Source organism: Caballeronia sp. GAWG2-1 (genome assembly GCF_023631405.1).
GTDB lineage: Bacteria > Pseudomonadota > Gammaproteobacteria > Burkholderiales > Burkholderiaceae > Caballeronia.
This window is the reverse complement of sequence record NZ_JALQDD010000043.1, coordinates 119638-145413: the sequence shown is the minus strand read 5'-3', so window position 1 is coordinate 145413 and position 25776 is coordinate 119638. Positions and strand designations below refer to the sequence as shown.

Sequence of the window (25776 nt, the reverse complement as noted above, 5' to 3'; positions counted from 1 at the left end):
GGCCCGTGAACGGCGCAGCTCCAGGGCAGCGCTTGCCTGTTTGACGTTGTAACGTGTAGAAGCATCGAGGGCAACGTGCCGAATTAATTCGATGCGTTCGGCCGATTCCTGCACGAAGGCGGTGCAACAACGCCTGAACGCGCGCTCCAAGGGTAATCCATAACGGCGAACGCACCTCTGTCGAACCCCGCAAACCCTTGCGCCGCAAGGCTTTGCGGCGCATATCGAAGTTGCTATCGGGCTTATTCAAACGCCCGCCGTTCCCAAGCTTTTTTTGATTTTCAATACTGGCTCCATCGAACGCACCGCCGCGGCGGCTTACTTCATCGCGCTTGGAGGACTCATCATGTCGATCATCAAAGAAGTCATGCCGGCGTACGCCGATGGGCCGAACGGCGCAACGGTCAGCGCAACGGCTGACGTCATCGCGAATGCGGAGGCCAGCGCTTATCGCAAAGTCTCGTGGCGCCTGCTGCCGTTTCTGGGCGTGCTGTGGGTGCTGGCATGGCTCGACCGCGTGAATATCGGCTTCGCCAAACTGCAGATGCTGGACTCGCTGCATTTCTCCGAAGCGGTGTACGGGCTCGGCGCCGGTATCTTTTTTCTCGGCTACTTCTTCTTCGAAGTGCCCTCGAACATGCTTTTGCAGAAGATCGGCGCGAAGAAGACCATCATGCGCATCACGATCTGCTGGGGCGTCATCTGCATGCTACAGACGACCGTCTCCACGCCGACACAGTTCTATCTCCTGCGCTTTCTGCTAGGCGCCTTCGAGGCGGGCTTCTATCCGGGCGTGATCCTCTATCTCACCTACTGGTATCCCACGCAGCGCCGTGCGCGCGCCTTCGGCACGTTCATGTCGGCATCCGCGATTGCGGGCGTGCTCGGCGGTCCCATCGCCGGCTGGATCATGACGTCGATGGGCGGCTTTCACGGCATGCACGGCTGGCAGTGGCTCTTCATCATCGAAGGCATTCCTTCCGTGCTGGCCGGCTTCTTCGCGTACTTCTACATGACCGACAAGCCCGATGAAGCGCGCTGGCTCACGGCAGATGAAAAGCGCGTCGTGCTCGATGCCCTGCAGCGCGACAACGCTTCGATGGGCGAGCGCGGACACGACTGGCGCTCGCTCGTGACCAACCGCAAGGTGTGGCTGCTCATCGCGATCTTCTTCTGCCTGCTGTGCGCCAACTCCACGCTGACGTTCTGGATTCCGACCATCATCAAGGACGTGGGCTTTATCTCGCCGATTGCCGTGGGCTGGATTGCGGCGGTGGCCTATCTGTGCGGCGCGGCGGGCATGATCTTCAACGGCGCGCGCTCCGACCGGCGCAACGAGGTGCGCTGGCACTTCAGCGGCCCGGCGATAGCAGGCGGCGTGTCGATGGCCGCGCTCGCGCTGTTCATGGGCGTGCCGGGACTGCCCGCCATCGTCTCGCTCATTGCGATGACTCTGGCGCTTGCCGGCACCATGAGCGCCATTCCCGTGTTCTGGCAGTTGCCGAACCGCTATCTGGCGGGCAGCGCGGCCGCTGTCGGCGTGGCGCTGATCAACTCGGTCTCGAATCTCGCGGGCTTCGGCGCGCCGTATGTAATGGGGCTCATCAAAAACGCCACCGGCAAGGTCACGACCGGGCTGTATCTCGTGGCCTTCATCGAAATTCTCGCTGCGGTGCTGGTCATCGCGGGTATCCGCAAGCTTGGCGGCACACAACAAGAGGCATGACATGAGCGACGACACCACCCTTCCCGCCTTCGATGCCCGCCGCCGGCGCTTCGCGCTGCAGTCCATGGCGCTCGGCAGCAGCGTGCTCTTCGCCGGAACCGCGCACGCCGCTGGCATGGAGGCCGCGCCCGCGCCGAATCAGAACACCGGCCCCGTGCAGCAGGACGGCCTGAGTCCGCGCCTGACCATGCATGGACTGGATACCTGGCACGGCACGCCGGCCGCGGGCATGCGCGTGGACCTGTTCAGCATTGAAAACGGCCAGCCGAAACTCATGCAGACGATCACGCTCGCCGCAAGCGGCCGCAGCGAACCGCCGCTTTTGATCGACGAAACCTACCGCGTCGGCACTTACGAACTGCTGCTGCACGTCGACGACTACTTCGCCGAGCGCAAGACCGAGCTGACGACGCCGCTGTTCCTCTCGAAGGTTCCGCTGCGCTTTCGCATCACCGATGCCTCGCAGCGCATCCATCTGCCCGTGCTCTTCGGGCCGTGGAGCTACAACTATTATCGCGGCAGCTAATTCCGTAATTTCGAACAGGAGCATCACGATGGCCGCAGGCATCACCACACACGTCCTCGATGTATCCACCGGCAAGCCCGCTGCCGGCATGCAGATCGAGCTATTCGATACGACCACGCAGCCGCCGACGCTCATCGCGCGGACGCGGACGAATCGCGATGGCCGCACCGACGCGCCGATTTTGCCCGCCGCTCAGGCGCGCGCCGGGAGCTTCGAGTTGCGCTTCTGGGTCGCCGACTACTTTCGCACGCCGGATGTCTTCGCCGATGTCGTTCCCGTGCGCTTCACCGTCTCGGACGCGACACAGCATTACCATGTGCCGCTGCTCTGTTCGCCATGGAGCTTCGGGACTTATCGCGGGAGCTGAACATGGATCGGGGCAAGCACATCCACCTATAATGTCGTTCAGTTCGACCCACCGACGACGCCCCACCTTGAACCAAACTCTGCGAGCATCGTCCCGCGTTGCGCTTCAGCCGATGCCGCTTGAAGCGCTCGTAATTCCAGCGGAAATAGATGGCCGCGACGGCACGAACCGCGAGCTTCGCAAGCACGCGCAAATCGAGGCGGACAGCGACCTCGACGCCATCCGCGCTTGGCTGTCGCGCTTCCACGCAACGAAGACCACCTTCGAGAACTATCGCAAGGAAGCCGAACGCCTTCTGCTCTGGTCTATCGTGACGCTCGGCAAGCCGCTGTCGTCGCTCTCGCACGAGGATTGTCTGCGCTATCAGCACTTTCTCGCCGACCCGCAACCGGCGGCGACATGGGTCGCGGGCGGCGGGCGCAAGCATGCGCGCAGCGACGCGCGCTGGCGGCCGTTTTACGGGCCGCTATCGCCCGCGAGTCAGCGTCAGGCGGTCGTCATCCTGAACGCGCTGTTTTCGTGGCTGGTACAAGCCGGCTATCTCGCGGGCAATCCGCTCGCGCTGTCTCGTCAACGCGCAAAGCATGCCGCGCCGCACATCACGCGTTATCTGGAACCGGCACTTTGGCAGGAAGTGAAGGACACCATCGCGGCCATGCCGCGCGAAACTGACCGCGCTCGCGCCCATGCGTCGCGCGCGCGTTGGCTCTTCACGCTGCTCTACCTTGGGGGCTTGCGTATAGCGGAAGTTGGCGGCAATCACATGGGGCAGTTTTTCGTGCGACGCGATGCGGACGGCACGATGCGCTGGTGGCTCACCATCCTCGGCAAAGGCGGCAAGGAGCGCCTCGTGCCCGCCACGCGCGAGATGATGACGGAGCTCTCGCGCTATCGTCAGCATCTGGGCTTGAGCGCAATGCCCTCGCCCAGCGAAGACACGCCGCTCGTGCTGCCCGTCGGCGCAACGGCCGCGAATGACGGCACGAAGACTTGCGCGCCGCTCACGCGCGCCGCGCTGCATTCCATCGTGAAGGATATTTTTGCGAGCGCCGCGGCCCGGCTTCGCGAACGCGACGGCGCATCCGCGAACGCGGACTTGCTGGAGAAGGCGTCGGCGCACTGGCTGCGTCACAGCGCCGGTTCGCATATGGCGGATCAAAAAGTCGATCTGCGGCTCGTGCGCGACAACCTTGGGCACGCATCGCTTGCCACGACGAGTCTTTATCTGCATATGGACGACGACCGGCGGCACCGCGAGACGGACGAGAAGCATCGCATCGACTGGTAGCGAACGCGTCCGTCTCGCGCGTCATAAGTCGAAGTTTGTCGGCATCAGGATAACGTCGCGAATGGTCACGCCGCGCGGTCGTGTCAGCATGAAGAGAATGGCGTTTGCGACTTCGCTCGCGTCGAGCAAACTGCCCGACTCCTTCGCTTCCCTGAGCTTCTCTTCCGGCCAATCGGCCAGCAATGCGCTGATCACCGGCCCTGGCGAAACCGAGCCGACGCGAATGCCATGCTTGAACACCTGACGCCGCACGGTCTGCACAAAGCAGTTGATGGCCCATTTCGACGACGCATAAACCGGCTCCCACGGTGTCGGAAAATGAGCCGCGAGCGAACTCGTCACGACAATGTCGCCGGTGTTCCTGCCGATCATATGCGGCAGCACGTCGTGCACGTTCTTCATCACGACGTTGACATTGAGATTGAGCATGCGGTCGATGGCGCTCGTGTCGGCATCGACGAGATCGCCGCCCACGTAAGTGCCCGCGTTCGCATGCAGGATGTCGATTTGCCCCGCCATCTCGATGACACGCGGCGCGAGCGTCGCGCAGGCCTTGGGGTCGAGAAGGTCGATGACGAGCGCGAGCGCCGCATCGCCGCGTTCGGCGCAGAGCTTCGTCAGTGCCGCTTCGTCGCGGTCCACCAGCACGACGCGCGCCCCTGCCGCCAGCATTGCATCGGTGCTGGCAAGCCCAATGCCCGAGGCCGCGCCCGTCACCACGGCTACTTTGCCTTCCAGTTCTCTTGCCATATTCGTCGTCCTTGCGTTGACCGTCGTCGCGCGCCGATGAAACGCCGCGCATCAACGAACGATGATTGTGTAGGCCGGGAACACTGTCAAGACTAAAGTCGTTAGCGCCGCACTCAAGCCGCTTCGGCGGGCCACTCGAATGGCTGCAACAAGAGCGTCTTCAAGGCATCGGGCGTGAGCGGACGGCTGTATCGATACCCTTGAATCTCCGAACACGCGTTTTCCTGCAGGAACTTCAGCTGTTGCTCGCTCTCCACGCCTTCGGCGATCACGTTCAGATCGAGCTGGCGTCCGAGCGAAATCACGGCCATGACGATGGCGCGATCGTCGTCGCCGCCCGGCAACTCGCGCACGAACGACTGATCGATCTTCAGACGCGCTATCGGAAAATGCTTCAGCGCCGAGAGACTCGAATACCCGGTGCCGAAGTCGTCGATGGAAAGCTTCACGCCCATTTCCTGCAACCGGCACATGGTCGCGATGGCGCCATCGAGATCCTGCATGATGACGCTCTCGGTAATCTCGAGTTCGAGATACTGCGGATCGAGCCCGCTTTCGTCGAGCGCATGCCGCACGCGTTCCACGAGTTCCTTTTGCAGAAACTGCCGCGCCGATACGTTCACCGCCACCGTCACCGGCGGCAGACCTTCGTCCTGCCACGCCTGATTTTGTCGGCAGGCCGCGTGTAACACCCAGTCGCCAATCGGCAGAATCAAACCCGTTTCTTCCGCAATCGGGATGAAGGTCGCGGGCGAGATCAGGCCTTCGGTCGGATGCTCCCAGCGCAGCAGCGTCTCCACACCGAATACGCGATGCGTCTCCAAATCCACCTGCGGCTGATACACGAGCCGGAACTCGTCGTTGGCAAGCGCGTGGCGCAACTGCTCCTGATAGCGCAGGCGTTCATGCACCTTCTGATTCATGTCCGCCGTGTAGGCCTGGTAATTGTTGCGGCCCATTTCCTTCGCGTGATACATCGCGGCGTCGGCGTTCATGAGGAGCGTGTCGGCGTCGCGGCCATCGTTCGGATAGCTCGCAAGCCCCATGCTGCAGCTCACCTGATAATGCTGTCCCTGCAATTCCGCAGGCTGCAAAATGGTCTGACGCAAGCGCTCGACCATGGCCGTGACGCCCGCGCCGCTCTGATCGTCTTCGAGCAACACGATCACGAATTCGTCGCCGCCCAGACGAACGACCGTGTCCGTGCTGCGCACCGATTGCACCATGCGCGAAGCGACCGTGCGCAGGAGATCGTCACCCGCGCGGTGGCCGAGGCTATCGTTGATGAGCTTGAAGTTATCGAGGTCGATGAAAATCACCGTCACGCCGCGCCCATAACGCTCCGCCTGCAACAGCACCTGCTTGAGACGGTCGCTTAGAAGCGTGCGGTTGGGCAAACCGGTGAGCGCGTCGTGGTTCGCCATATGGCGAATGCGCTCCTCGGCCTCGCTGCGCTGAATCGCGATACCCGCAATGCGCGTCGACAGCGCAACCGCCTGCGATTCCGGCTCGCTCGGATAGTGCTTCTCCTGCATATACAGCGTGATGACGCCGAGCGCGGAGCCGTCGTGCGAGAGCACGGGAAAGGCCCAGCACGACATGACGTCGGCGAGGCCGCAGCGCGCGAGTTCGCGGCTCAGGGCCTCGTCGCGCGCCACGTCGATCACGCATACCGTCTGACGCGTATGAATGGCCTTGCCGCTCAACAACGCATCTTCGTCGATACGCGACTGGCCGACCACTTCGCGGTATCGCTCCGACATGCTCGGCGCCGCGCCGACGCGCAGCCAGTTGCTCGTGCCGTCGCGCAGCAGCACCGCGCAGCGCGACCCGGGAATCTGCGTTTCGAGCACGCTCACCACGCGCACGAGCACTTCTTCGAGCGGCACGCTCTTCGCGATCATTTCGAGGATTCGGCTCTGCTCCTGCCTGCGCGCTTCCGACCGCTTGCGCGCGCTCAGATCGCGCACGATGGCAACGACGCCGTCTTCCACCGGCACCACTTGCCGATGCAGCCACAGCGTCTCGCCATCCGCGCGCCGATACTGCCATTCGTGCTCGCGCACCTGCAGCGTCTCGGCCACCTCGACGAACTCGTCGAAGACGCCGCCGTCGCGCGCGTCGACGAACGCTTCGTCGAGCGTGCTGCCGATCAACCGTTCGCGCGCCACGCCGAGAATCTCGACGCCGCGCCGGTTGGTGCCGGTCAGAATGAACTTCTCGATCTCGCCTGCCGGACCGCGCTCGTCGCGAAACACGAGGAACGCGTCGATGCTCGATTCGGATGCCGCGTAGTAAGTCTGTTGCGCGCGCCGTTCGCGTCGGCGGCTGACAGCGAGTTGCCAGCTCGAACGACTGAGAATGAACGCGATCACGATGACGCCGAGACTCAGCACGCTCGTCCAGATGAAGTCGGCGCGCCGGCGGCTGCGAAAATCGGCGAGTTGTTCGTCCTGGTCGAGACCGACGAGCGCAATCAGCGCGTAGCCGTTCAGTTCGCGCACGCTGGTATAGCGGTGTGCGTCGTTGTCCCACTCATGCACGACCGCGTTGCTGACCGGCGTATCGCGCACCGCGCGCAATGCCGCGTCGGGATAGCGTTGGCCCCACGAGACCGTATCGCCAATCTGCTGCGCACGCACGACGCCGTCCGCGCCCAACACCGCGAGCAGACCATGCTTGCCCATGCGCGCCGTGTCGTAGTTGCTCGTCAGATAACCGGGGTCGAGCGAGAGCATGACCGCGCCGCCGAAGTGTCCCGATGCATCGCGCAGACGGCGACTGAAGATGATCTCCGGCATGTCCGCGTGTTCAAAAGGCGCGACGAGACTCATGTACGGCGCGCGCGCGTCGTCCTGGCGCTGACGTTGCGCGATGAACCACGGCTCGTCGGCCACGCTGAGCGGCATGCCCGAGCGGTTCGACGCGGCGAGCTGACCGTTTGCATCGGCGATAGCGACGCGAAACACGATCGCGGACGGCAGAAGCCCCTGATCGTTGAGGCGCTTGAAGCTTGCGGCGCCGTTCGTCTCGTACGCGAACTGCACGGTCTTGAGCGTCTGGTCGATGGTCGCGAGATTGCGCACCAGTTGCGCTTCGTAGGTATCCGCGAGTTCACGGCCGAGTTCGCTCGCGGCGATTTCGGCGGCCATGCGTTGCGTGTGAACGAGTTGCAGCACGATCACCCAGATGATCGCCAGCAGAAAGACCGCGAATACCGGAATCATCACGTGCGCTTCGAGCGCGCGGCGCATGGCCCGGCGCAGCGAAGGCGGCAAGCGCGCTTCCTGGCTGTCGCCTTGCACGTGCGAAGGCCCGCGCGCCGCGTCCGGTTCGATCAGCCGCTTGATCGCGCGCATCTTGTCGATGTTGAAGATCATGAACGGGCGCGCTTCACGGACGCAGGCTGAGGACGACCTTCACGCTCGCGTCCACATCCTTGCGGTCGATGTAGGCGATGGCGGATGGACGCGCTTGCAGATAACGCTTGACCGCGGCTGCGTCGGCCATCTCGCGCGGCGGTTGCGCGCGGCCAGTGAAGATGAGCTTCGACCAATACGCGCGCAATTGCGACGCCGACTTGCCCGTGCAATCGCGATAGAAATCGGCGCGCAAGGGCGAGTCGTCAGGCAAGTCGAGCGGCACGGCTTCGTCGCCCGAGGGGAATGCGCCCACGCGACCGAGGAAGATATCCGCGATCTGACTTTCGTTGAGCGACGTGAGCGGACTTTTTGCCGATACGACGACCACGACATCCGCCATCGCCGATGACGTGCACATACAAAGGGCCGCGAAGAGCGACGCTGTTCCGATGAGTTTGAGGAGTGGCATGTCGGGCTCCTCAGAAGACGAAGTCGAGCGCGGCGCTGAAGACATTGCTTCCGCTTCCCAACTGATAGCCCGGCTGCTGATTGAGGAACGTGCCCGTCGAATTGGACGGCACCCAGACATGATCGAACTGCACCTTGAGGTCGATATTCTTGACGACATCCCAGCGCGCACCGATGGAAACATCGCGCTGGCCGTTGTTGTAGTTGGGAATGGCGGTGGGCCGGTTGAGCCCGTGCGACTGCGCGTAGGTCGCGAAAAACGTGGCCTTCGCGTAGCGCACGCCGCCCGTGACGTAGCCGCTGATATAGCCAGGCGTCACCTGCTCGACCGTCACGCGTGCAAGTTCGGCCTGCACGAACCACGCGCCTGGATCGTAGGCGGCGGCGATGCTGTAGACGTTCACGGGTTGGTCGGCGAGGAATGGGAGCTTGACCGACGCGTGCTGATAACCGACGTGACCCGTGAAGTTGCCGATCTCCACGGTATCGTCGAAGGCGAGAATGTTTTTGCCCTCGGTGCGGAATGCGCCGGGGTTCACGTGAAAGACCGAGTAGCCGTAGACGAAGCGCACCGTGTTGGAGATGCCGCGCGCCGCGATGCGATAAGCAACGTCGGCGCCGTCGCTATTGGTGAGCGGTTGCGTGTTGTACATCTCGACCGGCAAACGCACCCACGGAAACGCGTAACCGACGTTGCGATATTCCGAGTTCAGAAAGGTGGGCAACTCGATACGGCCCACGCGCACGCTGAAGTCGGGCGTGAACGCGTACTTGACGTTCGCCCATTCGAGGCGCGGCTTGAAGGTGTTGTCGTATTCATGCTGCGAGATCACCTGCACGACGGCCGAGAGCTTGTCCGTGAGGCGCGCGCTCAGTTGCAAGCCGATCTTCGAATCGTTCTCGAAGTCGTACTTGCGTGATGCACCCGCGCCGTTCGGTTCGAGCGGACTGCTCACATAGTCGGCGGTATCGAGAGACGAATGCGTCATGCCGAGCGTGCCGAAGCCGCTGAGCGTGAACATTTTGGGAGCATCGTCGGCGCGCGCGGTCATCGAGGCGAAAACGCCTCCGAGAAGAACCGCGACGCGTGCGATGCGTGCCAGCCGGTGTTCGAAAAAGATCATGTGACGAGCGACGAAGGCTTCTGATGGATGGACTCAGTTAAGCCTCCTTTAACGGCACGGATGGGTGCGGCTTTATCGTTTTCGAGCGACGATTTCGCTTGGGAATAGGGGATTTTCAGGGATTCGGCGGATGTCGAATTTTCGTTCAGCATCTCCCGCAGGCCAGTCGGTAAGGCTTGCTGGACAAGCGGTTCAACGGTTTGCCTGCACCACTGCGTTCGTTTGGCATGAGTGCATCCGCACGATGCTAACCTTGCCCCATGCAACTCATCCGCGAAGGGAATGACGATGAACCGCACCGAGTACGAACAAGCCCTCGCCCAACTGGTTGGCGCCGCCGAACTCGTCGTCTCTGGAATGCCTGAAGACCAGAAGATGAGCGCGTTCCAGTCGCTCGCGTTCTTTCGTTTGCGGCAGCATCGACTGATAGAAACGACTACACCGCTGATCTCGAACGACGAGCTTTTCAAAGACTCCGCGATGGCCGCGCTGACGATGGCAGGCCGCAAGGAATTTCTCGCGGCCGCCGCGCTTCTGGAGCAGGCGCGCTCGTTGATGTCGAATTAGGGCAACGCAGACGCATCGGGCCTGCCGAGCGCGCAACTTCGTACCCGGCCTGACGGCGCTAAAAAAACAAAAAGCGCCGTGCGCGAGGAGAAGCGCACGGCGCGGAAATCGCTCGTCCCGGGGGTGGAAGAGCGTGGCAACAGAATGAATTCTAGCTACGTCCGGGAAATTCGAAGTCCCGATAAACGGACGAATTTCCCCGTAATTCCCGGAATCGGCACGGCAGCGGCATTTTTTGCCTGGTCAGGGGCACGGGCCTTCGCTCTCCTTTCCCGGCATCGGGCGGTTGGCTGCGGGCTGATCGCGGAAATGATCCGGAAACGCCTTGCCGATTAGCGCGTCGTAGTCGGCGGGGTCCGAGGAAACAATGGCATGGAGCATCTTGATGAACGCGTTGCCATCGGCGAGATTTTCGACGATGACACGTGCCGTACGCAGTGAAATGGCTTCCTCAAGTGGCTTTTCGTTGCCGTCTTCCAGCAGAAAGCGGAAGCGGTGGATCTCGGCGGCGGAGCCATGCGGCTCCTCGTGCGAAACAATCGTGGCTTTCATAATCGATGACAGGTAGATCCAGGCATCGAGCATTCAGCAAAAACCGCTCCTTACAAGGCTGGGCGGGCGCGACGAGGCGACCGCCGCCCCTTTGTCGACTCTTCAATGGCAATACAAATCGTTCTGTGCGTTGAACATTTCGAACGCAAGGCGAGTGGCCTGATCCTGCCGCACGGTGGTGAACCAGCGCTCGCGCCGCCACCCGTTCACCGTCCGTTCGATGAACGCCGCGCTCGCGATATCGCCGCCGCGCGATGCGATGAACGCCGGCGCGGGCGCAACCGCGCCCGGCAGCGTCCGGTAGTACGACCAGTCGGCTTGCTTGAGGAGCGCGCGCACGACGAGTTCGTCGTCCACGAGCGCGGCGCACTCTCCCGCCTGAAACGCGAGCAATGCGTCAAGCGGCCTGTCGAAGCTCTGCAATGCCGCCCGATACCGATGCGCGGCGCGCGCCGCAAACGGACTTTCGCGCGACGCGCAGATCGAGCGGCCTTCGAGATCGCGCCAGTCCTGAATGTTGCCGTGCCGAAGAACGAGCGCAACGCCTCGCCCCGAAGCGTAGTTGCCGGGCGCAAAGGCAACGGACGCATCCGGCGAAAACGCCAGCCCGGCGATGGCGACATCCGCGCGACCGTCTTGCACGGCGTGGCGCGCATCGGCTTGTTCGGCTAACACGAGTTCGACGGGCAGTCCGGCGCGGCGCCCGAGTGCCTCGGCGAGCGCGGCGGAGTATGCCTCGGGTGCGCGCACGGAACGGTCGACGTGGCCGACGGTCAGGATAGGCGCGGGTTGGGACGGCACGGCGACGATCAGCTTGCCGCGTGCAAAGGCGGCGGCGAACGGCCGGTCATCGGCGAGTGAATTGCGCCAGCTTGCGCTCAAGGGCGACAACAGGAACGCGGCGAATAACGCGACTGCCGCAAGCGGCATCCACAGCCGCCAGCCGCCTTCATGCGACGCCGCTTGTCCGGCTCTAGCCATTCTGTGCGAGGCCCACACGCCAGCGCAGCAAACGCCGTTCGAGCAGTGAGAGGCTCTTGTTGATCAGAAGGCCGAACAGCGCGAGCAGCACGATGCCCGCATACATGTCGGGAATCTGGAACGTCTCCTGAGAGTTGAGCGTGTAGAAACCGAGACCCGAGCGCGCGCCGATCATCTCTGCCGCGACGAGCGCCGTGATGCTGTAGGCGCCCGCGAGCCGGATACCGGTCAGTATCTCGGGCAACGCGGCGGGCAACACGACCTTGGTGAAGATGAAGCCTTGCCCCGCACCCATGGAACGCGCGCAATCGATGAACACGCGTTCGACTTGCTTCACACCAGAGATGGTGTTGAGCAGCACGGGCCAGAACGCCGCCCATACGATGATCGCGATCTTCGACGATTCACCGATCCCGAGAAAGAGCATGAACACCGGAAAGAGCGCGAACGCGGACACTTGCCGCAGCAGTTGATAAAGCGGATCGACAATGCGCTCTGCGCGCCGGAACCACCCGAGCGCGAATCCACACACCACGCCGCCGACAACGGCCAGCAAGAGCCCGCTAAGCGAGCGCAGCGCGCTTGCGCCGAGGTGCTTCCACACTTCGCCGCTATCGACGAGATGCGCGATGGCAACCGCCACTTGCGAAGGCGGACTCAGATACGCCGTGCTCACGACACCGAGCCGCGGCAACAACTCCCACAGCAGCACGAAGACGATAAGCGCGATGGATCGTTCGAAGGCCATGGAAAGCCGAATGCTCCGCCGCGGCGCGGCCGTGCGAACCCTGGGCGATTGTGCCGTTTGCGGCGTTTGCGGCGCGATCAGGCCCGGCAGCTTGCGGATGGTGTTTTGCTCAGGCACGGAATGCCCCCGTGTTCAGTTCATCGTGCTGCTCGCGCGACGGAACAAGCGCTTCGCCGAGTTCCAGACTCAGGCTTGCCCATGCACGCTGCCGCAACGCCATGAAAGCGGCGGAATGGCGCAAAGAGGCATCGCGCGGACGCGGCAAGTCGATATCGATAATTTCCTTCACGCGGCCCGGCCCGCGTCCCATGATGGCCACGCGATCCGCGAGAAAAATCGCCTCGTCGATGCTGTGCGTGACGAACACGACCGTCTTTGCACTTTGCTCCCAGATGGCGAGCAACTCCTGCTGCAACGACTCGCGGGTTTGCGCATCGAGCGCGCCGAAGGGTTCGTCCATCAACAGTATCTCGGGACCATAAGCCAACACGCGCGCAATGGCCACACGCTGGCGCATGCCGCCCGATAGCTGATGCGGATAGTGATCGGCGAAGTCGAGCAGCCCGACGAGACGCAAAAAACGTTCGGCTTCGCTGCGTCGTTGCACGGCTTTCACGCCGCGAATCTCGAGCCCTGTCTCAACGTTCTTGCGCACCGTGCGCCACGGAAAGAGCGCGTAGCCCTGAAACACGACGCCAAGCTTTTGCCGCGCGGCGCTGACAGGTTCGCCATCCACGGTAATCTCGCCCGCTGTCTGCGGCACGAGGCCGGCAAGAATGCTCAGGAACGTCGACTTGCCGCAACCGCTCGGTCCGAGCACGGCGAGAAACTCTCCCTCGCGCACGCTCAGATCGAAGTTATCGAGCACCGTGAGGCTCGAACCTGTCGCCTCGTTTTCATAAGTGAGGCCGAGGCCACGCGCGACGATCTTCCCGCTCATGACGGATTGCCCTGCGCATGCGTGCTGGCGCTCGCTTGCGACGACTTGCCAGCGTACGGGTTGTAGTCGTTCGTGTAGACATCCTTGACTGCAACCTTGCCCTTCGGGATCTTGCCGGCCTGTTCGAGAATGTCGATGTAGTACTGGATCGGCGGCTCGGTTACGACGAGGTCCTTCACATAGGCATAACGCTCGACCAGCTTCACGTCGATACCCAACCGCTCCGCCGTAAGCTGACGCGCTTCGTCAGGGTGCGTGTTGACCCAGTTCCCCGCCTTCGCGATAGCCGTGACGAAGTCCTTCACCGCTTGCGGATGCGCCCGCGCAAACGCGCCATTCACGCTATACGGCGCCATTCCGCCGAGGCCACCGTCTTCGTCCCAATCGCTCCATAACTTGTGCAATTGCGGATCGGCTTCCGCCGCGCCGGAAAACGGCGGGTGAATGATGGCGATATCCACGTTCTTCGTTACGAGCGCTTGCTGTGACTGATTGTCGGGCATGACGAGCCAATTCACCTTCGAGACATCCACGCCATGCTGCGACAAGTACTTCTTCGTCACGAACTCCGCGCATGCGCCGAAGCTGTTGAACGCCACCGTCTTGCCTTCGAAGTCCTTTGGTCCGCGAATACCCGAATCGGCGCGGGAGAAATACTTCATGTGCGGTGCATCGGGCAGCGTCTCGCCGCCAGCCGAGACCACCTTGATGTCCGCGCCGCTTGCAATGGCCGAGATGACGAGCGGCACCATGCGCGTGCCGAAGTCGATCTCGCCCGTGCCGACGAGCGGAATGATCTGCGGTGCGGAGATTTTGCCGACGTACTTGGGCCGCGTGCTCGTGTTCTCGAAGTAGCCGAGCTTGTCGGCGAGATAGACGAGGTCGAACGCGGGGTTGTCGGGATATTTGAAGTAGGTGATTTCCTGCTTCGCCGACTTGTCTACCAATGCCGACGAGCTCTGTACTTTCTCGGTGTCCGGCTTGCAGCCGCTTTGCAGAGCGAGTACGGCAGCCGCGCAAGCCGCGACGAGAATCTTTCCGGCGCGACGGGGCCGGCGGTGCAAAAGGGACGCCATCATGATTTCCGCTGGGAGAGCACGGTTAGAGGCGGTGCTGGATTCAAACCAGCACCGTACTCCGCGATTCTCACTCAGCAGTCACGACGCGCAAACCAACAAAACATGCTTTGTTTAGATGGCAGCGTTCGAATACTTCAAGACTTTTGGCCGCGCCCCGTCTTCGCTTGCAATTCTTCGATCTTGAGCGAGGCATCCGCTTTCGTCAGCGACGGGTCGAACTCTTCTTTCGCTTCCTCTGAAAGCGTCTTCAGATAAGAAGCCTGCGCGCCCGTCATCTTTTCGTCCCCCGTGACCCAATCGCTCGGGTCTTTTTCGGCATTCGATGTCGGGTGCGACTTCGGGTCGTCGGAAGGGCCGGCTTGTGCATTGGTATCGTCGATGGTTTTATCGTTCATGGCGCAATCCTCTTGGCGTGGTGACATATAGAGGTCTGGCGCAAGGAGCGTGCCGCATCAGGTCACGTTCAGTTCGATCAGGCGCCCCAGCCGCGCCGATTCCTCCACGGCGAGCGTTGCCGCAAGCGTGCGTGCGGCGTCGTGTCCGTCTATGACGGGACGCACCGAACCTCTCACGACATCGACGAAATGTTCGAGCTGGTTTGCATACGTGTTCTCCTCGGGCACGGCAAGTCGCGCATCGTGAATAGGCTGGTCGCGTCCCTTCGCGCCTTGATACGACCACAGCGTCAGGTCCGGCATGGTGACCGCGCCGTCTGTGCCCGCGAAAAAATGCGTGGGCACGGGACGATAAGCGAAGAGTTCACGGTCCTCGCCCGCTGCCGTGTCCCAGCCCCAAGGCGTCGCGGTCGTGTCGGAGAGACTGATGTTGGCAAGCGCGCCATTCGCGAGTCGCAGCGTGCAGGCCGCCGAGTCTTCCACGTCGAAACCGCGCACCTTGTTCGACGATACCGCCTGCACCGACACGATCTCGCCGCAGATGAACCGCAGCAAGTCGATCTCGTGAATCAGGTTGATGAGAATAGGACCGCCGCCTGGCTGTCTGCGCCACGGCACGTTGAAGTAGTCATCGGGCTTGTACAACAGGCACATGATGTTCGCCATGACGAGCGTGCCGATCTTTCCGCTTGCCACGGCTTCCTTCGCTGCACGCACTACCGGATTGTGCCGCCGATGATGCCCGACGAGCATGGCAACGCCCGCTTCCTTGGATGCATCCGCGAGCGCGTTTGCAGATTCGAGATCGTCTGCAATGGGCTTCTCCATCAGCACGGGAATTTTTCGTTCGATAAACGCGAGTCCCACTTCGAGATGGGTGTGATTGGGCGTGCACACGATAGCCGCGTCGATACGTTCGTGCTTCAGCAACTCGCGGTAATCGGCATAAAGCGGCACGGACAACGACGCCGCATAACTCGCCGACCCGAGCGATGGATCGGCGATAGCCACGAGCCTGCACGACTCGTTACGCGCGATCTCCTGAACGTGACGCCGGCCAATCACGCCCGCGCCGATAACGGCTATTCCGATCTTCTCCATGTATCCAACCTTATGATCTATCACGATGAGGTGTGTTGCCGCAGGAATGGCACGAGGTCATGCAAGACTTCCTCGTGCGATTCTTCCGGTTGCAAATGGCCGCCGCCGATGCCGCGTCCGCTGACTTCATCGGCCCATGCGCGCCAGATTTCGATTGGCGTATGAGCCTGCCCTTTACGCTCTTCCAGGCTCCAGAGAACCATGACGGGACACACGAGCTTGCGGCCCGCCGCACGATCCGCGCTGTCGTGCGCCGAGTCTTCATCGGCTGCCGCGCGATAGTCCTCGCACATTGCATGGCGCACGTCCGGGTTGCGAAAGGCGCGGCGATAGGCATCGAGTGCGTCGCTATCCATGCGTTCGAGGCCGCCTGCCATCTTGCCGAGCGCGCGTTCAATGAAGGCGTCGGGATCGGCGGCGAGCATGCGTTCAGGCAAGTCAGCCGGCTGCGCGAGAAAGAACCAGTGCCAAGCGTTGACGGCGAAGGCTTTATTCACGGATGCGAACGCGTCGATGGTCGGCACCACCGTCAACGAGGCATACGCCGCCACACGCTCGGGATGATCCAGCGCCAGCCGATAACCCGCGCGCGCGCCGCGATCGTGTCCGACGACAGCGAAGCGCTCATGACCGAGTGCGCTCATGAGTTCAACGAGAGCGTGCGCCACGCGCCGCTTGGTCCAGCGTTGTTCGTGCGCGAGCGTGACACTTGCGCCATAGCCGGGCAGGTCGGGCGCAATCACCGTGTAGAAGCGCGCAAGCACAGGCGCGATATAACGCCAGACGAAATGCGTCTGCGGATAGCCGTGCAACAACAACACAGGTGGGCCAGAGCCGCCAATCATGCCGTTGAAGTGCACATCGCCCGCCGTGACATCCAGCTTCGAAAATCCTTCGAACCATTCATTCGCAGCTTGATTCATGGCTCATCCTTGCAATGACTTGCCGTTCCAGTCGAACGATGCAGGCAAGCCAAGGAAGGACGCGGAAATGGGCATCGCGTAGTTCATCATGTTGCGTCCGTGATGAACCTTCAGACCGTGTGCCTGAGCCGCCTTCAACAGAGCCGTCATTCGCGGTTCCATGATTACATCGGCGACGACTGCGTGCGGTGCAAGTTCATCCAGCGCGAAGGGCAATGGGTCATGCGCATGCAAGCCAACGGGCGTTGCATTAATGGCGAGACCGATACCGCGCATATCCGGCGTGCCGGCTTCGATGCGCGCATCGCTGACCGAGGCGATGGCATCGGCCAATTCGCGCGCACGCTCGGTGTCGATATCGAAGATAGTCAGGCTCGCGATTTTCTCCAGCCCGACCGACCAGCCGATACTGCGCCCCACTCCACCGCAGCCATGCATATAGACGTGCGCGCCTTCCAGACGCACGCCATCCGCCTGCAGGCCCGCGACGAAGCCCGCGCCATCCACGTTGTCGCCTTCCCATCCGCCATCCGCGCAGCGCCGCAGCAGATTGATCGAGCCGATGCGCTCGGCGCGCTCCGTGAGCGTATCGGCATGACGCATGGCGGCCACTTTATGCGGCATGGTGAAGATGACGCCGTCCACGTTCGCAATGGCCTTGGTGCCGGCGAGCGCGGCATCGAAGTGCGCGCTATCGACATCGGCGGGCAGCATCAGCGCGTTGATGCCGTAGCGCTTCATCAACGTGCTCCACACGACAGGGGCGCGCACATGCGCAATCGGCGAGCCGAAGATATGGAAGAGGCGCGTGAGCGCGTCGGCGGGTGCATCGAGCCTCAGCCTTTCCTCGGTCAAACCGGATGATGTCGTCGTCATGGCCTTCTCTTGTGTGTCGAACGCCGTCATGCGCCGCGCTCCTGTCCGCTTAGCGGCTTCGCCGTATTGGCGCGCTCTTGCGTCGCTTCTTCGCGCAGGCGTTCGTATTCGTGTTTGGGGACCGGCACCGCATCGCGCCGGCCAAGATCGTTCATATGGATGCGATACGTCTCGCGCGCCGAGTATGTCGCGAACGCGGACAACACCGTGATGCCGAACGTGATACCGCCAACGATCAGCCAGATGTTTTGCGAGCCGGGCGGCGCGACCGTCGTGAACAGCGCCGGCAGCAGCGCCGAAATGGCGACGCCCACGTTCTGCGAAATGGCCATCGACGTCACGCGCATGCGCGTTGGAAAGAGCTCGGGATAGAAGCTCGGATACACCGCGTTTTGCCCCTGATACACGAGGCCCCACATCAGTATCGACAAAACGATGGCGAGCGTCACGCTATGAATGCTGATGGCATAGAGATACGCAAACGAAAGCAGCCCGGAACCGACCGACCCGACGATGATCGGCAGCCTTCTGCCCACTCTGTCCGACAGACGTCCCCAGTAAGGAATGACGATCATGGCAGCGACATTGCCGAGCACCGGAATCCACAGATAAAGGCTCTTGCTGAAGCCGATGCCATAGGCCTGCTGCACCGCATACGCGCCGCCGAAGATGGTCGTGACCACGGGAATGACGTTCATGATCGACATGCACATCACGCGCAGCATGTCGTCCCAGCAATGCCTGAACGCGAGCTTGACGGGCGCATGCGGCACCGCGCCACGCTCGCCTTCCTGCGCGAACGCGGGCGTCTCGCGCACCTTGCGTCGAATGAAGTAACCGGCGACCAACACGAGCGCGCTCATCAGGAACGGCACGCGCCAGCCCCATGAATTGAAGGCGTCCTCGCGCATGAAGTGACTCAGCGGCAGGAACACGGCGGCCGCGAGCAATTGCCCGGCGGTGACGCCTTGCATGCCGAAGCTGCCGTAATAACCGCGCCGCCCGAACGGTGCGTGTTCGAGAATCATGGAACTCGCGCCCGAGATTTCGCCCGCCACCGCAAAGCCTTGAACGAGCCGCAGCACGACGAGCAACGCGGGCGCCCACAAGCCGACCTGATCGTAAGTGGGCAGGAACGCGACGGCCATCGTCGAGAAGCCCATCAGAAACATGCAGACGAGCAGGACCGACTTACGACCGTGCGTATCGCCCCAATGCCCGAGCACGACCGCGCCGATAGGACGCGCAACGTAGCCGATGCCGTAAGTCGCGAGCGACGCGGCAATCGCCACCTTGGGATCGCCCTTCGGAAAGAAGATCTGCGGAAAGATCAGCGCCGCGGCCTGCGCGTAAATGAAGAAGTCGTAGTACTCGAGCGCCGAACCGATCCAGCCGCTCGCGGCCGCCAGTTTCGACTGATGCCGTCCGTGCGGCTCATGGTCTGCTGCGTTGGACATCGATGTCTCCATTGGTGATGTAGGTGCGTTCTCATCCGTATTTTCGTTCCATCTTAGAAACTCACATCGAAGCCTGTCAACGCGTTTTCACGCACAATTCCCGTATGAGAACAAACTAGGGATAGTCCCTACAAAGCCCAGATAACGCTTGACGGCACGGCCTGCGCTCACTCACCATGGAAACCACTTTCCATATGAGAACACGAGGTCACACAATGAACGAGACACTGCTGGAACGGCTGGCGATACGCGAGGCAATCGAGAATTGGGCCGTGTGGCGCGACGCGGGCGACTGGGAACGCTTCGCCACGCTCTGGCATCCCGAGGGCGTGATGATGGCCACGTGGTTTCAAGGCACGGGGCCGGAATTCATCCGCGTGACACAAGAAGGCTGGGCGCGCGGCGTCAGTATTCTTCACTTCCTCGGCGGCACGGCTATCGATCTCGAAGGCACACGTGCCATTGCGCAGACGAAGATGACCATCTCGCAGCGCGGCGAGGTCGAAGGTCATCGTTGCGATGTCGTCTGCACCGGGCGCTTCTATGACTTCTACGAGAAAGTGGACGGCAAGTGGCTCTTGCGCCTGCGTCAGCCTATCTACGAGAAAGACCGTCTGGACCCCGTCGAAACGGGTGTGCGGCTCGAACTCGATCCCGAGATACTCGGGCTCTTTCCCGAGGGTTACCGGCATCTCGCGTATATTCAGACGAAGATCGGCTACAAGGTAAAGCGCGACATGCCGGGACTAACCGGTCCCGTGGTCGAAGCGCTTTATGCGCGTGGCCGTGCGTGGCTCGATACAGGCACGCTGTGATGAACGCCGTGGCAACAGAGTTCGTTTATAACGCGTTGCCCGCCCGCGTGATCTTCGGTGCGGGCCGGCGCTCGGAGACGGCCGCCGAAGCCGCACGGCTCGACTGTACACGTCCACTCATCGTGACGACGCGCGAACAGGCCGCATTGGGCGATGCCATCGCGCAGCAGTTCGATCCGGAATCGACACACCGTTTCGCCGATGCCACCATGCACACGCCCTGGGACGTCACGGCGCGCGCCTTGCAAGCCGTAGACCGCGCGCACGCCGACTGTGTGATCGCAATTGGCGGCGGCTCGGCGGTCGGTCTGTCCAAGGCCATTGCATTGCAGACGGACCTGCCGCAGATCGTGCTGCCTACCACGTATGCGGGCTCCGAAGTCACGCCGATCATCGGCGAGACGCGTGACGGCGAGAAACGCACACAGCGCACGCTCAAGGTGCTGCCCGAAATCGTCATCTACGATGTCGAGCTGACCTTGAGTCTTCCCGTTGCGATGAGCGCGGCAAGCGGGCTCAACGCCGTCGCGCATGCGGTCGAGGCGCTCTATGCCATGGACGGCAATCCGATCACATCGCTGATGGCGGAGGAAGGTATCGCGTCGCTGGCGGCGGCGTTACCCGACGTGGCGCGCGCGCCCGAATCGATCGACGCAAGACGCACCGCGCAATATGGCGCGTGGTTGTGCGGCACGTGTCTGGCTTCGGTCGGCATGGGTCTGCATCACAAGATCTGCCATGTGCTTGGCGGCGCATTCGATCTGCCGCACGCGCAGACCCATGCCATCATGATCGCGCATGTCGCCGCTTTCAACGCCGATGCCGCCGCGCCCGCAATGAAGCGCATTGCCCGCGCATTGAACGCGGAGCATGCGTGGACCGGTCTCCACGATCTCGCGGCATCGCTTGGCGTGCCGCGTTCGCTCGAAGCGATCGGCATGCCTGAAGCGGGCATCGATCACGCAATCGACCTCGTCACGCGCAACGCCTATGCAAATCCGCGCGCGCCCGAAAGCCGACCGCTTCGCGCCATGCTCGAACGCGCATGGAAAGGCCTGCCGCCCGCGCTGGTCGAATAAGGACACTCGATGCGAAATTTCAACGAAGACAACATCACGCAAGCCGTGCTCGAACGCTTGAGCGGTTGCGAGAACGAACGGACGCGGCAAATCAGCGAGGCACTCGTCCGGCATCTGCATGCGTTCGTGAAAGAGATCGAACCCACCGAAGCGGAATGGGCTGGCGCTATCGACTTTCTCACGCGCACGGGTCAGATGTGTTCGGAGACGCGCCAGGAATTCATCCTCCTCTCCGATACGCTTGGCGTGTCCATGCTCGTCGATGCGCTCAATCATCGCTTCACGGGCAACGCCACCGAGACCACCGTCCTCGGGCCGTTCTATGTCGAAGAGGCGCGCGATCTTCCGCTGGGCGCGAGCATTTCGCATGCATCGGACGGGCCGGCAATGATCGTGGAAGGCAGTGTGTCGGATCAACATGGCGAGCCGATTGCGGGCGCGTTGATCGAGACATGGCACGCGGACGAGCACGGCTTCTACGACGTACAACGCGAGGCGGGCCTGACCGCGCTCGACATGCGCGCCCGTTTCCACGCCGATGAAAATGGACGTTTCTGGTTCCGTTCGATCGTGCCCGCCTTCTATCCGATTCCGAACGATGGCCCTGTAGGCAAGATGCTCGATGCGCAAGGACGGCATCCTTACCGGCCGGCACATGTGCATTTCAAGGTCAGCGCGCCGGGCTTCGAAACCATCGTCACGCACGTGTTTCTTGAAGGCGACCGCTATCTGGATTCGGATGTCGTGTTCGGCGTGAAGGATGGCCTGATCGCGCGACTCGACACGATAGAAGGCAGCAAGAGCCCGGCCGGACATGAAGTCACGCCTGGCACGGCCCTCCTTGCTTACCCCTTTGTTCTGCCCGCAAAGCGCTAAAGACTCACGAATACGACAATGCATAAACTGTCCTTGCATCACCTCACCATGCTGGATGCGCATCCGCTGCAACTCGTCGATGCCGCGCACGCCGGTGGCTTCGACTATTACGGCTTGCGCGTCGTGGCGCCCACGGCGGCAGATAGCATCGTCGATGTCGCGGGCAATCCGGCGCTCATCCGCGAGCTCGCCGCGCGCATGGAGGCGACGGGCGTTCGCCTGCTCGATATCGAAGCCATCTGGCTGCAAGAGAGCACGAACATAGACCTTCTCTTGCCCGCGCTCGAAGCGGGGCATCGGCTTGGCGCGAAGCATGTGCTTACCGTTGGCTTCGATCAGGACCGCGAGCGTCTCATGCGCAACTTTCGGGCGCTGTGCGAAGCGGCAGCACGCTTCGAAATGACGGTTGGCCTGGAGCTGATCACGTATTGCGCCATCGGCACGCTGGACGATGCGCTCGCCACCATCCAGGCAAGCGGTCAGCCGAACGCGCGGCTTTTGATCGATGCCTTGCAGTACTTCCGCTCGGGCGCGAAGGTTGAGGACATCGATAGTATCGACCCCGCGCTTATCGAATACATGCAGATTTGCGATGGACCGCGTGCCTCGCCGGTTGCAGTGGCCGACCGGCGAAACGAAGCACGCACCGCGCGTTTGCTTCCCGGCGATGGCGAACTTCCGTTGCACGATGTGCTGGTCAAGCTGCCCGCCGACCTGACGCTCGCCGTCGAAGCGCCCACGCTCGCATTGCGCGGACAACCATTCGATGAGCAAGCACGCACGATCATGTCGAGCATGAAGCGCTTCCTTGCAAAAGCGCAGTAACTCTATTCCGCGAGATATTGACGCTGGATGCGCACCGCGGATGCCTTGAGTATCGCAATCGACCGCTCGCCTATTTCCGGCGAGTAACGCACGGCTGGTATCGCGAGATTGAGCGAACCGAGCGGGAACCCGGTGGACGACAAAATGGGCACGCCAAGACCCACGATGCCCGGCGTGAATTCTTCGAGCGAATGAGCGAAGCCGTTTGCACGCACGGATTCCAACTCGTTCAGCAAGGCTTTCTTGGTGCCGATGGTGTTCTTCGTGAAGCGCTCGAACGACACCGAGCGCATGTATTCGGCGCGCATGACATCGGGCAGGAAGGCGAGTATTGCCTTGCCGCCCGATACCGCATACAAGGGGGCGAGATCGCCGAGCCGCATATGCGATTGCAGGCGCTGCTGACTCACGACCGTTGCAACGACTTCGACCTGCTCGCCCTTGAGCTGATTGAGCGCGCACGATTCCGCCGTTTGCTGCGTGATATCGCCGAGGACCGGCTCGGCGCATGCAATCAAACTGCGCAACTGATTCGACTGCTGCGCGAGTTTCAAAATGGCATCGCCCAGCCGATACCCCTTCGTTTCAGGCACGAAACGCAGATAGCCGCGATCCGTCAGATTGCGGATGAGCTTGGTGAGACTGCTCTTGGGAATGTCGAGCGCCTCGGCGATCTCCGCATGCGACATCTCGCGGCCCCAGCGCGCGAGCAACTCGAAGAGATCGAGTGTGCGGTCCGCCGATTTGACCGTGCTGCTGGCTTCGATTTCCTCACGACGCATGCGCTGCTCCTCGTTCATATAGAGGAACAGTTTAACTGCGCCGTGCTTCGTGTCAAGAATTCACACCGTAAAGTGCAGATTTTTATTCACGAGTGGGAACTTTTCATTTGTTCGATACGGAATCGACGAACGCACCAAGATCGTTATCGAATCGCTTCGGCTCCTCGATGAAAGGCGCATGGCCCGACTTCGCATACAGCACGCTCCGCAGGTTCGGGTTGATCTGACGCGCCCGCGCGATAGCCGGTTGCGCCTTGACGAGCGGATCGCGCGCGCCGTAGATCAGCAGCACCGGAACCTGCGCCTGACCGAGACCATCGGCGGCCGCTACGCTCATCGACTGAACAGCAGCCTGCATGTCCCACGAAGCCATCGCGGCGTTGGCGAGCAGGCGCTCGAACGTGACCTTGTCCGGCTGCGTGTCGAAGCAAAGGCTCAGGAAGGTGCGCTCGCCGTCGAGATGCGTCTTGAGATCGGCCGATGTCATGTCGCGATAGACATCGGGATGCGCCACGATCTGCTCGGGCGTAAGCTCGATCACACCATCCACATACACGGCGCCCGCGATCTTGCCGTCACCATAGGCCGCCAGATAGTTCGAGATGACCGCGCCGCCGAGCGACCAGCCAACGAGCACCGGCTTCCTTGCATGCGACGTTTCGATGACTGTTGCAAGATCGTCGGCCCAGCGGCGGCCGTCGGTATAGGCATCGGCATTCGTGGGCTTGCCTGAGCGACCGTGGCCGCGCATGTCGTAAGTGATGAGACGGTAGCCCTTCAGTCGCGCGCTTTTCACCTGCGCATCCCAGTTCAGGCGGCTGCCCAGCAGTCCATGAATGAGCACGACGGCGGGGCCGTCCGGGTTGCCGGATTCCTGCACGGCGAGCGCGACGCCATCCGGTGCATTGACGGTATAACTTTTTTCTTCCGCGAACGCAGCGGGCGATACGGCGCTCAACGCGCCCGTCGCGATCAACGTGGAAATAAGGTAACGAACCATGCGAAAAGACACGATGACACTCCTCATTCATTCGAAAGTCCTGAGTCTCGCGCCTCACACTAGTGTCAGGGTCAAGCGAAAAAGTGCTAGTCTTTTTGCATGACACGATCCGCTGAACACACGCTACTGACTATAGGCGAGCTATCTCGCGAAACCGGCGCGAGCGTTCGTTCGATTCGCCACTACGACGAGCATGGCTTGCTTACTTCGGTTCGCGCGAGCAACGGCTATCGCGTGTTCCCGCACGCGGCCATCTCTCAGGTGAGGCAGATACAGCGCATGATCGCGACCGGCTTCAGCCTCGCCGATATCCTCGCTTTTCCCGACTGCATGCGCCTGATCGAAGGCGCGGTGGCGTGTCCGGAGACCACCGCATTACAACGCGAACGCCTGGTGTCGATAGAGCGTCAGATCGCCGATCTGGAACGGCGCCGCGCGCGTCTGCTCAAAACCTTGAACGAAGGCGTCGTGCCGCCGCTGGATTGAGCTTTTTTGCCGTGGTCAACTGTCGGCTTGTTCAACCGACCGGCCATCCGGGCAAAGGAGTCGTCATGCAATCGCAGATTTCGCAGTTGTCGCGTTCCACGCTGACCGAACATATCGTCGATGCCAAGGCGCGCAAGGGACTCACCTACGCCGAACTCGCGGAAGGAACGAGCCTCAGCGTGCCCTACGTGACAGCCGCGCTTCTCGGCCAGCACCCGTTGCCGGAGCAAGCGGCAAAGAGCGTGGCGGACAAACTCGAACTCGGCGACGACGCCGCCGCGCTGCTTCAGACCATTCCCCTGCGCGGCAGCATTCCGGGCAACGTGCCGACGGACCCGACCATCTACCGCTTTTATGAAATGGTGCAGGTGTATGGCACGACGTTGAAGGCGCTCGTGCACGAGCAATTCGGCGACGGAATTATCAGTGCGATCAACTTTCGTATCGACATCAAGAAGGTGGAAGATTCCGAAGGCGGATCACGCGCCGTGATCACGCTCGACGGCAAGTTCCTGCCGTACAAGCCGTTCTGATCCTTCACGTCATGGCGCTGGCGCGTTGTGCACACAGCGGCGCGCCTTGCATAACCCTGCGACCATTCTCACCATAAACGCGGTGCCATGAGTCAGACGGCACAAGGCTTTGGCGGCGACATACGCGTTTGCCCCAGCGTTGACCTGCGC

General features: G+C 62.0%; 27 protein-coding genes. 11 read left to right on the top strand and 16 right to left on the bottom strand.

Annotated elements, in window-relative coordinates; translation table 11 throughout:
* Positions 1-346 precede the first annotated feature (346 nt).
* The 4 genes from NCR98_RS30565 to NCR98_RS30550 all read left to right on the top strand — a co-directional run bounded on the left by NCR98_RS30565 (position 347) and on the right by NCR98_RS30550 (position 3907).
* Positions 347-1726: an MFS transporter gene (locus tag NCR98_RS30565; RefSeq protein WP_250528198.1), complete on the top strand. Its 1380-nt coding sequence runs from the start codon at positions 347-349 to the stop codon at positions 1724-1726.
* A 1-nt stretch (position 1727) separates the two neighbouring features.
* On the top strand, positions 1728-2252 hold the full coding sequence (locus tag NCR98_RS30560) for a hydroxyisourate hydrolase (RefSeq protein ID WP_250528197.1): 525 nt from the start codon (positions 1728-1730) through the stop codon (positions 2250-2252).
* Positions 2253-2280: 28 nt separating this feature from the next.
* On the top strand, positions 2281-2619 hold the full coding sequence (gene uraH / locus NCR98_RS30555) for a hydroxyisourate hydrolase (RefSeq protein WP_244831569.1): 339 nt from the start codon (positions 2281-2283) through the stop codon (positions 2617-2619).
* A gap of 112 nt (positions 2620-2731) precedes the next feature.
* Complete coding sequence (locus tag NCR98_RS30550; RefSeq protein ID WP_250528245.1) at positions 2732-3907, top strand: tyrosine-type recombinase/integrase; 1176 nt, start codon at positions 2732-2734, stop codon at positions 3905-3907.
* A gap of 21 nt (positions 3908-3928) precedes the next feature.
* On the opposite strand, the gene NCR98_RS30545 is transcribed toward NCR98_RS30550, so the two are convergent.
* The 4 genes from NCR98_RS30545 to NCR98_RS30530 all read right to left on the bottom strand — a co-directional run bounded on the left by NCR98_RS30545 (position 3929) and on the right by NCR98_RS30530 (position 9509).
* On the bottom strand, positions 3929-4657 hold the full coding sequence (locus NCR98_RS30545) for an SDR family oxidoreductase (RefSeq protein WP_250528196.1): 729 nt from the start codon (positions 4655-4657) through the stop codon (positions 3929-3931).
* 113 nt (positions 4658-4770) lie between these two features.
* Positions 4771-8037, bottom strand: coding sequence for a bifunctional diguanylate cyclase/phosphodiesterase (locus NCR98_RS30540; protein ID WP_250469592.1), 3267 nt, complete (start codon positions 8035-8037; stop codon positions 4771-4773).
* Positions 8038-8050: 13 nt separating this feature from the next.
* Positions 8051-8488 carry a type 2 periplasmic-binding domain-containing protein gene (locus NCR98_RS30535; RefSeq protein ID WP_244831575.1) on the bottom strand — a complete coding sequence of 146 codons (438 nt, stop codon included), beginning with the start codon at positions 8486-8488 and terminating at the stop codon, positions 8051-8053.
* 10 nt (positions 8489-8498) lie between these two features.
* Complete coding sequence (locus NCR98_RS30530) at positions 8499-9509, bottom strand: hypothetical protein (protein WP_244831576.1); 1011 nt, start codon at positions 9507-9509, stop codon at positions 8499-8501.
* A 390-nt stretch (positions 9510-9899) separates the two neighbouring features.
* Here NCR98_RS30530 and NCR98_RS30525 point away from each other — a divergent pair, with 390 nt between their 5' ends.
* Positions 9900-10178, top strand: coding sequence for a hypothetical protein (locus NCR98_RS30525; protein WP_250469593.1), 279 nt, complete (start codon positions 9900-9902; stop codon positions 10176-10178).
* A gap of 243 nt (positions 10179-10421) precedes the next feature.
* Here NCR98_RS30525 and NCR98_RS30520 read toward each other — a convergent pair whose 3' ends face one another.
* From NCR98_RS30520 to NCR98_RS30475, 10 genes are all read right to left on the bottom strand, one after another.
* Positions 10422-10763 carry a hypothetical protein gene (locus NCR98_RS30520; protein WP_244831589.1) on the bottom strand — a complete coding sequence of 114 codons (342 nt, stop codon included), beginning with the start codon at positions 10761-10763 and terminating at the stop codon, positions 10422-10424.
* A gap of 69 nt (positions 10764-10832) precedes the next feature.
* Positions 10833-11711, bottom strand: a complete 879-nt coding sequence (locus tag NCR98_RS30515) for a type 2 periplasmic-binding domain-containing protein (RefSeq protein WP_250469594.1) — start codon at positions 11709-11711, stop codon at positions 10833-10835.
* Entirely contained in the window at positions 11704-12459 is a 756-nt protein-coding gene (locus NCR98_RS30510; RefSeq protein ID WP_244831955.1) for an ABC transporter permease, read from the bottom strand. The genes NCR98_RS30515 and NCR98_RS30510 overlap by 8 nt, the downstream gene beginning before the upstream one ends.
* Before the next feature lie 109 nt (positions 12460-12568).
* The gene (locus tag NCR98_RS30505) at positions 12569-13399 is read right to left on the bottom strand and encodes an ABC transporter ATP-binding protein (RefSeq protein WP_250469595.1); all 831 of its coding nucleotides are present in this window, start codon (positions 13397-13399) and stop codon (positions 12569-12571) included.
* Entirely contained in the window at positions 13396-14478 is a 1083-nt protein-coding gene (locus NCR98_RS30500) for an ABC transporter substrate-binding protein (RefSeq protein ID WP_250528195.1), read from the bottom strand. The genes NCR98_RS30505 and NCR98_RS30500 overlap by 4 nt, the downstream gene beginning before the upstream one ends.
* A 134-nt stretch (positions 14479-14612) precedes the next feature.
* Positions 14613-14873 carry a DUF3072 domain-containing protein gene (locus NCR98_RS30495; RefSeq protein ID WP_244831600.1) on the bottom strand — a complete coding sequence of 87 codons (261 nt, stop codon included), beginning with the start codon at positions 14871-14873 and terminating at the stop codon, positions 14613-14615.
* Between the two features lie 57 nt (positions 14874-14930).
* Entirely contained in the window at positions 14931-15974 is a 1044-nt protein-coding gene (locus NCR98_RS30490) for a Gfo/Idh/MocA family protein (RefSeq protein WP_250528194.1), read from the bottom strand.
* A 20-nt stretch (positions 15975-15994) separates the two neighbouring features.
* Positions 15995-16897, bottom strand: coding sequence for an alpha/beta fold hydrolase (locus tag NCR98_RS30485; protein WP_250469599.1), 903 nt, complete (start codon positions 16895-16897; stop codon positions 15995-15997).
* Positions 16898-16900: 3 nt separating this feature from the next.
* Positions 16901-17803 (bottom strand): shikimate dehydrogenase family protein, encoded by a 903-nt coding sequence (locus tag NCR98_RS30480; protein WP_250528193.1) that lies wholly within the window; start codon positions 17801-17803, stop codon positions 16901-16903.
* On the bottom strand, positions 17800-19230 hold the full coding sequence (locus tag NCR98_RS30475) for an MFS transporter (RefSeq protein WP_250528192.1): 1431 nt from the start codon (positions 19228-19230) through the stop codon (positions 17800-17802). The genes NCR98_RS30480 and NCR98_RS30475 overlap by 4 nt, the downstream gene beginning before the upstream one ends.
* A gap of 215 nt (positions 19231-19445) precedes the next feature.
* Between NCR98_RS30475 and NCR98_RS30470 the strand changes: the two genes are divergently transcribed.
* The 4 genes from NCR98_RS30470 to NCR98_RS30455 are packed head-to-tail and all read left to right on the top strand — an operon-like array spanning position 19446 to position 22825.
* Entirely contained in the window at positions 19446-20045 is a 600-nt protein-coding gene (locus NCR98_RS30470) for a nuclear transport factor 2 family protein (protein WP_250494843.1), read from the top strand.
* On the top strand, positions 20045-21124 hold the full coding sequence (locus tag NCR98_RS30465) for a maleylacetate reductase (RefSeq protein ID WP_250528191.1): 1080 nt from the start codon (positions 20045-20047) through the stop codon (positions 21122-21124). The genes NCR98_RS30470 and NCR98_RS30465 overlap by 1 nt, the downstream gene beginning before the upstream one ends.
* A gap of 9 nt (positions 21125-21133) precedes the next feature.
* A complete protein-coding gene (locus tag NCR98_RS30460) occupies positions 21134-22000 on the top strand; it encodes an intradiol ring-cleavage dioxygenase (RefSeq protein WP_250528190.1) in 867 nt (288 codons plus the stop codon).
* 18 nt (positions 22001-22018) lie between these two features.
* A complete protein-coding gene (locus NCR98_RS30455) occupies positions 22019-22825 on the top strand; it encodes a sugar phosphate isomerase/epimerase family protein (RefSeq protein ID WP_250528189.1) in 807 nt (268 codons plus the stop codon).
* A 2-nt stretch (positions 22826-22827) separates the two neighbouring features.
* On the opposite strand, the gene NCR98_RS30450 is transcribed toward NCR98_RS30455, so the two are convergent.
* The gene (locus NCR98_RS30450) at positions 22828-23607 is read right to left on the bottom strand and encodes an IclR family transcriptional regulator (RefSeq protein ID WP_250511321.1); all 780 of its coding nucleotides are present in this window, start codon (positions 23605-23607) and stop codon (positions 22828-22830) included.
* 103 nt (positions 23608-23710) lie between these two features.
* Positions 23711-24619: an alpha/beta fold hydrolase gene (locus NCR98_RS30445; protein ID WP_502799822.1), complete on the bottom strand. Its 909-nt coding sequence runs from the start codon at positions 24617-24619 to the stop codon at positions 23711-23713.
* An 87-nt stretch (positions 24620-24706) separates the two neighbouring features.
* On the opposite strand from NCR98_RS30445, the gene NCR98_RS30440 reads away from it, so the two are divergent.
* Together NCR98_RS30440 and cynS are read left to right on the top strand one after the other, a co-directional pair.
* Positions 24707-25093: a MerR family transcriptional regulator gene (locus tag NCR98_RS30440; RefSeq protein WP_250528188.1), complete on the top strand. Its 387-nt coding sequence runs from the start codon at positions 24707-24709 to the stop codon at positions 25091-25093.
* 65 nt (positions 25094-25158) lie between these two features.
* Entirely contained in the window at positions 25159-25626 is a 468-nt protein-coding gene (gene cynS / locus NCR98_RS30435) for a cyanase (RefSeq protein ID WP_244831632.1), read from the top strand.
* The last annotated feature ends 150 nt before the right edge of the window (positions 25627-25776 follow it).

Excerpts from the sequence above, each read along its gene's own strand:
- NCR98_RS30525 (WP_250469593.1), top strand. The coding sequence starts at position 9,900 with ATGAACCGCACCGAGTACGAACAAGCCCTCGCCCAACTGGTTGGCGCC.
- NCR98_RS30500 (WP_250528195.1), bottom strand. The coding sequence starts at position 14,478 with ATGATGGCGTCCCTTTTGCACCGCCGGCCCCGTCGCGCCGGAAAGATT.
- NCR98_RS30450 (WP_250511321.1), bottom strand. The coding sequence starts at position 23,607 with ATGCGTCGTGAGGAAATCGAAGCCAGCAGCACGGTCAAATCGGCGGAC.
- NCR98_RS30540 (WP_250469592.1), bottom strand. The coding sequence starts at position 8,037 with ATGATCTTCAACATCGACAAGATGCGCGCGATCAAGCGGCTGATCGAA.
- NCR98_RS30485 (WP_250469599.1), bottom strand. The coding sequence starts at position 16,897 with ATGAATCAAGCTGCGAATGAATGGTTCGAAGGATTTTCGAAGCTGGAT.
- NCR98_RS30510 (WP_244831955.1), bottom strand. The coding sequence starts at position 12,459 with ATGGCCTTCGAACGATCCATCGCGCTTATCGTCTTCGTGCTGCTGTGG.
- NCR98_RS30465 (WP_250528191.1), top strand. The coding sequence starts at position 20,045 with ATGAACGCCGTGGCAACAGAGTTCGTTTATAACGCGTTGCCCGCCCGC.
- NCR98_RS30475 (WP_250528192.1), bottom strand. The coding sequence starts at position 19,230 with ATGTCCAACGCAGCAGACCATGAGCCGCACGGACGGCATCAGTCGAAA.
- NCR98_RS30490 (WP_250528194.1), bottom strand. The coding sequence starts at position 15,974 with ATGGAGAAGATCGGAATAGCCGTTATCGGCGCGGGCGTGATTGGCCGG.
- NCR98_RS30520 (WP_244831589.1), bottom strand. The coding sequence starts at position 10,763 with ATGCTCGATGCCTGGATCTACCTGTCATCGATTATGAAAGCCACGATT.
- NCR98_RS30565 (WP_250528198.1), top strand. The coding sequence starts at position 347 with ATGTCGATCATCAAAGAAGTCATGCCGGCGTACGCCGATGGGCCGAAC.
- uraH (WP_244831569.1), top strand. The coding sequence starts at position 2,281 with ATGGCCGCAGGCATCACCACACACGTCCTCGATGTATCCACCGGCAAG.
- NCR98_RS30440 (WP_250528188.1), top strand. The coding sequence starts at position 24,707 with ATGACACGATCCGCTGAACACACGCTACTGACTATAGGCGAGCTATCT.
- NCR98_RS30455 (WP_250528189.1), top strand. The coding sequence starts at position 22,019 with ATGCATAAACTGTCCTTGCATCACCTCACCATGCTGGATGCGCATCCG.
- NCR98_RS30505 (WP_250469595.1), bottom strand. The coding sequence starts at position 13,399 with ATGAGCGGGAAGATCGTCGCGCGTGGCCTCGGCCTCACTTATGAAAAC.
- cynS (WP_244831632.1), top strand. The coding sequence starts at position 25,159 with ATGCAATCGCAGATTTCGCAGTTGTCGCGTTCCACGCTGACCGAACAT.
- NCR98_RS30480 (WP_250528193.1), bottom strand. The coding sequence starts at position 17,803 with ATGACGGCGTTCGACACACAAGAGAAGGCCATGACGACGACATCATCC.
- NCR98_RS30470 (WP_250494843.1), top strand. The coding sequence starts at position 19,446 with ATGAACGAGACACTGCTGGAACGGCTGGCGATACGCGAGGCAATCGAG.
- NCR98_RS30560 (WP_250528197.1), top strand. The coding sequence starts at position 1,728 with ATGAGCGACGACACCACCCTTCCCGCCTTCGATGCCCGCCGCCGGCGC.
- NCR98_RS30515 (WP_250469594.1), bottom strand. The coding sequence starts at position 11,711 with ATGGCTAGAGCCGGACAAGCGGCGTCGCATGAAGGCGGCTGGCGGCTG.
- NCR98_RS30550 (WP_250528245.1), top strand. The coding sequence starts at position 2,732 with ATGCCGCTTGAAGCGCTCGTAATTCCAGCGGAAATAGATGGCCGCGAC.
- NCR98_RS30495 (WP_244831600.1), bottom strand. The coding sequence starts at position 14,873 with ATGAACGATAAAACCATCGACGATACCAATGCACAAGCCGGCCCTTCC.
- NCR98_RS30530 (WP_244831576.1), bottom strand. The coding sequence starts at position 9,509 with ATGTTCACGCTCAGCGGCTTCGGCACGCTCGGCATGACGCATTCGTCT.
- NCR98_RS30460 (WP_250528190.1), top strand. The coding sequence starts at position 21,134 with ATGCGAAATTTCAACGAAGACAACATCACGCAAGCCGTGCTCGAACGC.
- NCR98_RS30545 (WP_250528196.1), bottom strand. The coding sequence starts at position 4,657 with ATGGCAAGAGAACTGGAAGGCAAAGTAGCCGTGGTGACGGGCGCGGCC.
- NCR98_RS30535 (WP_244831575.1), bottom strand. The coding sequence starts at position 8,488 with ATGCCACTCCTCAAACTCATCGGAACAGCGTCGCTCTTCGCGGCCCTT.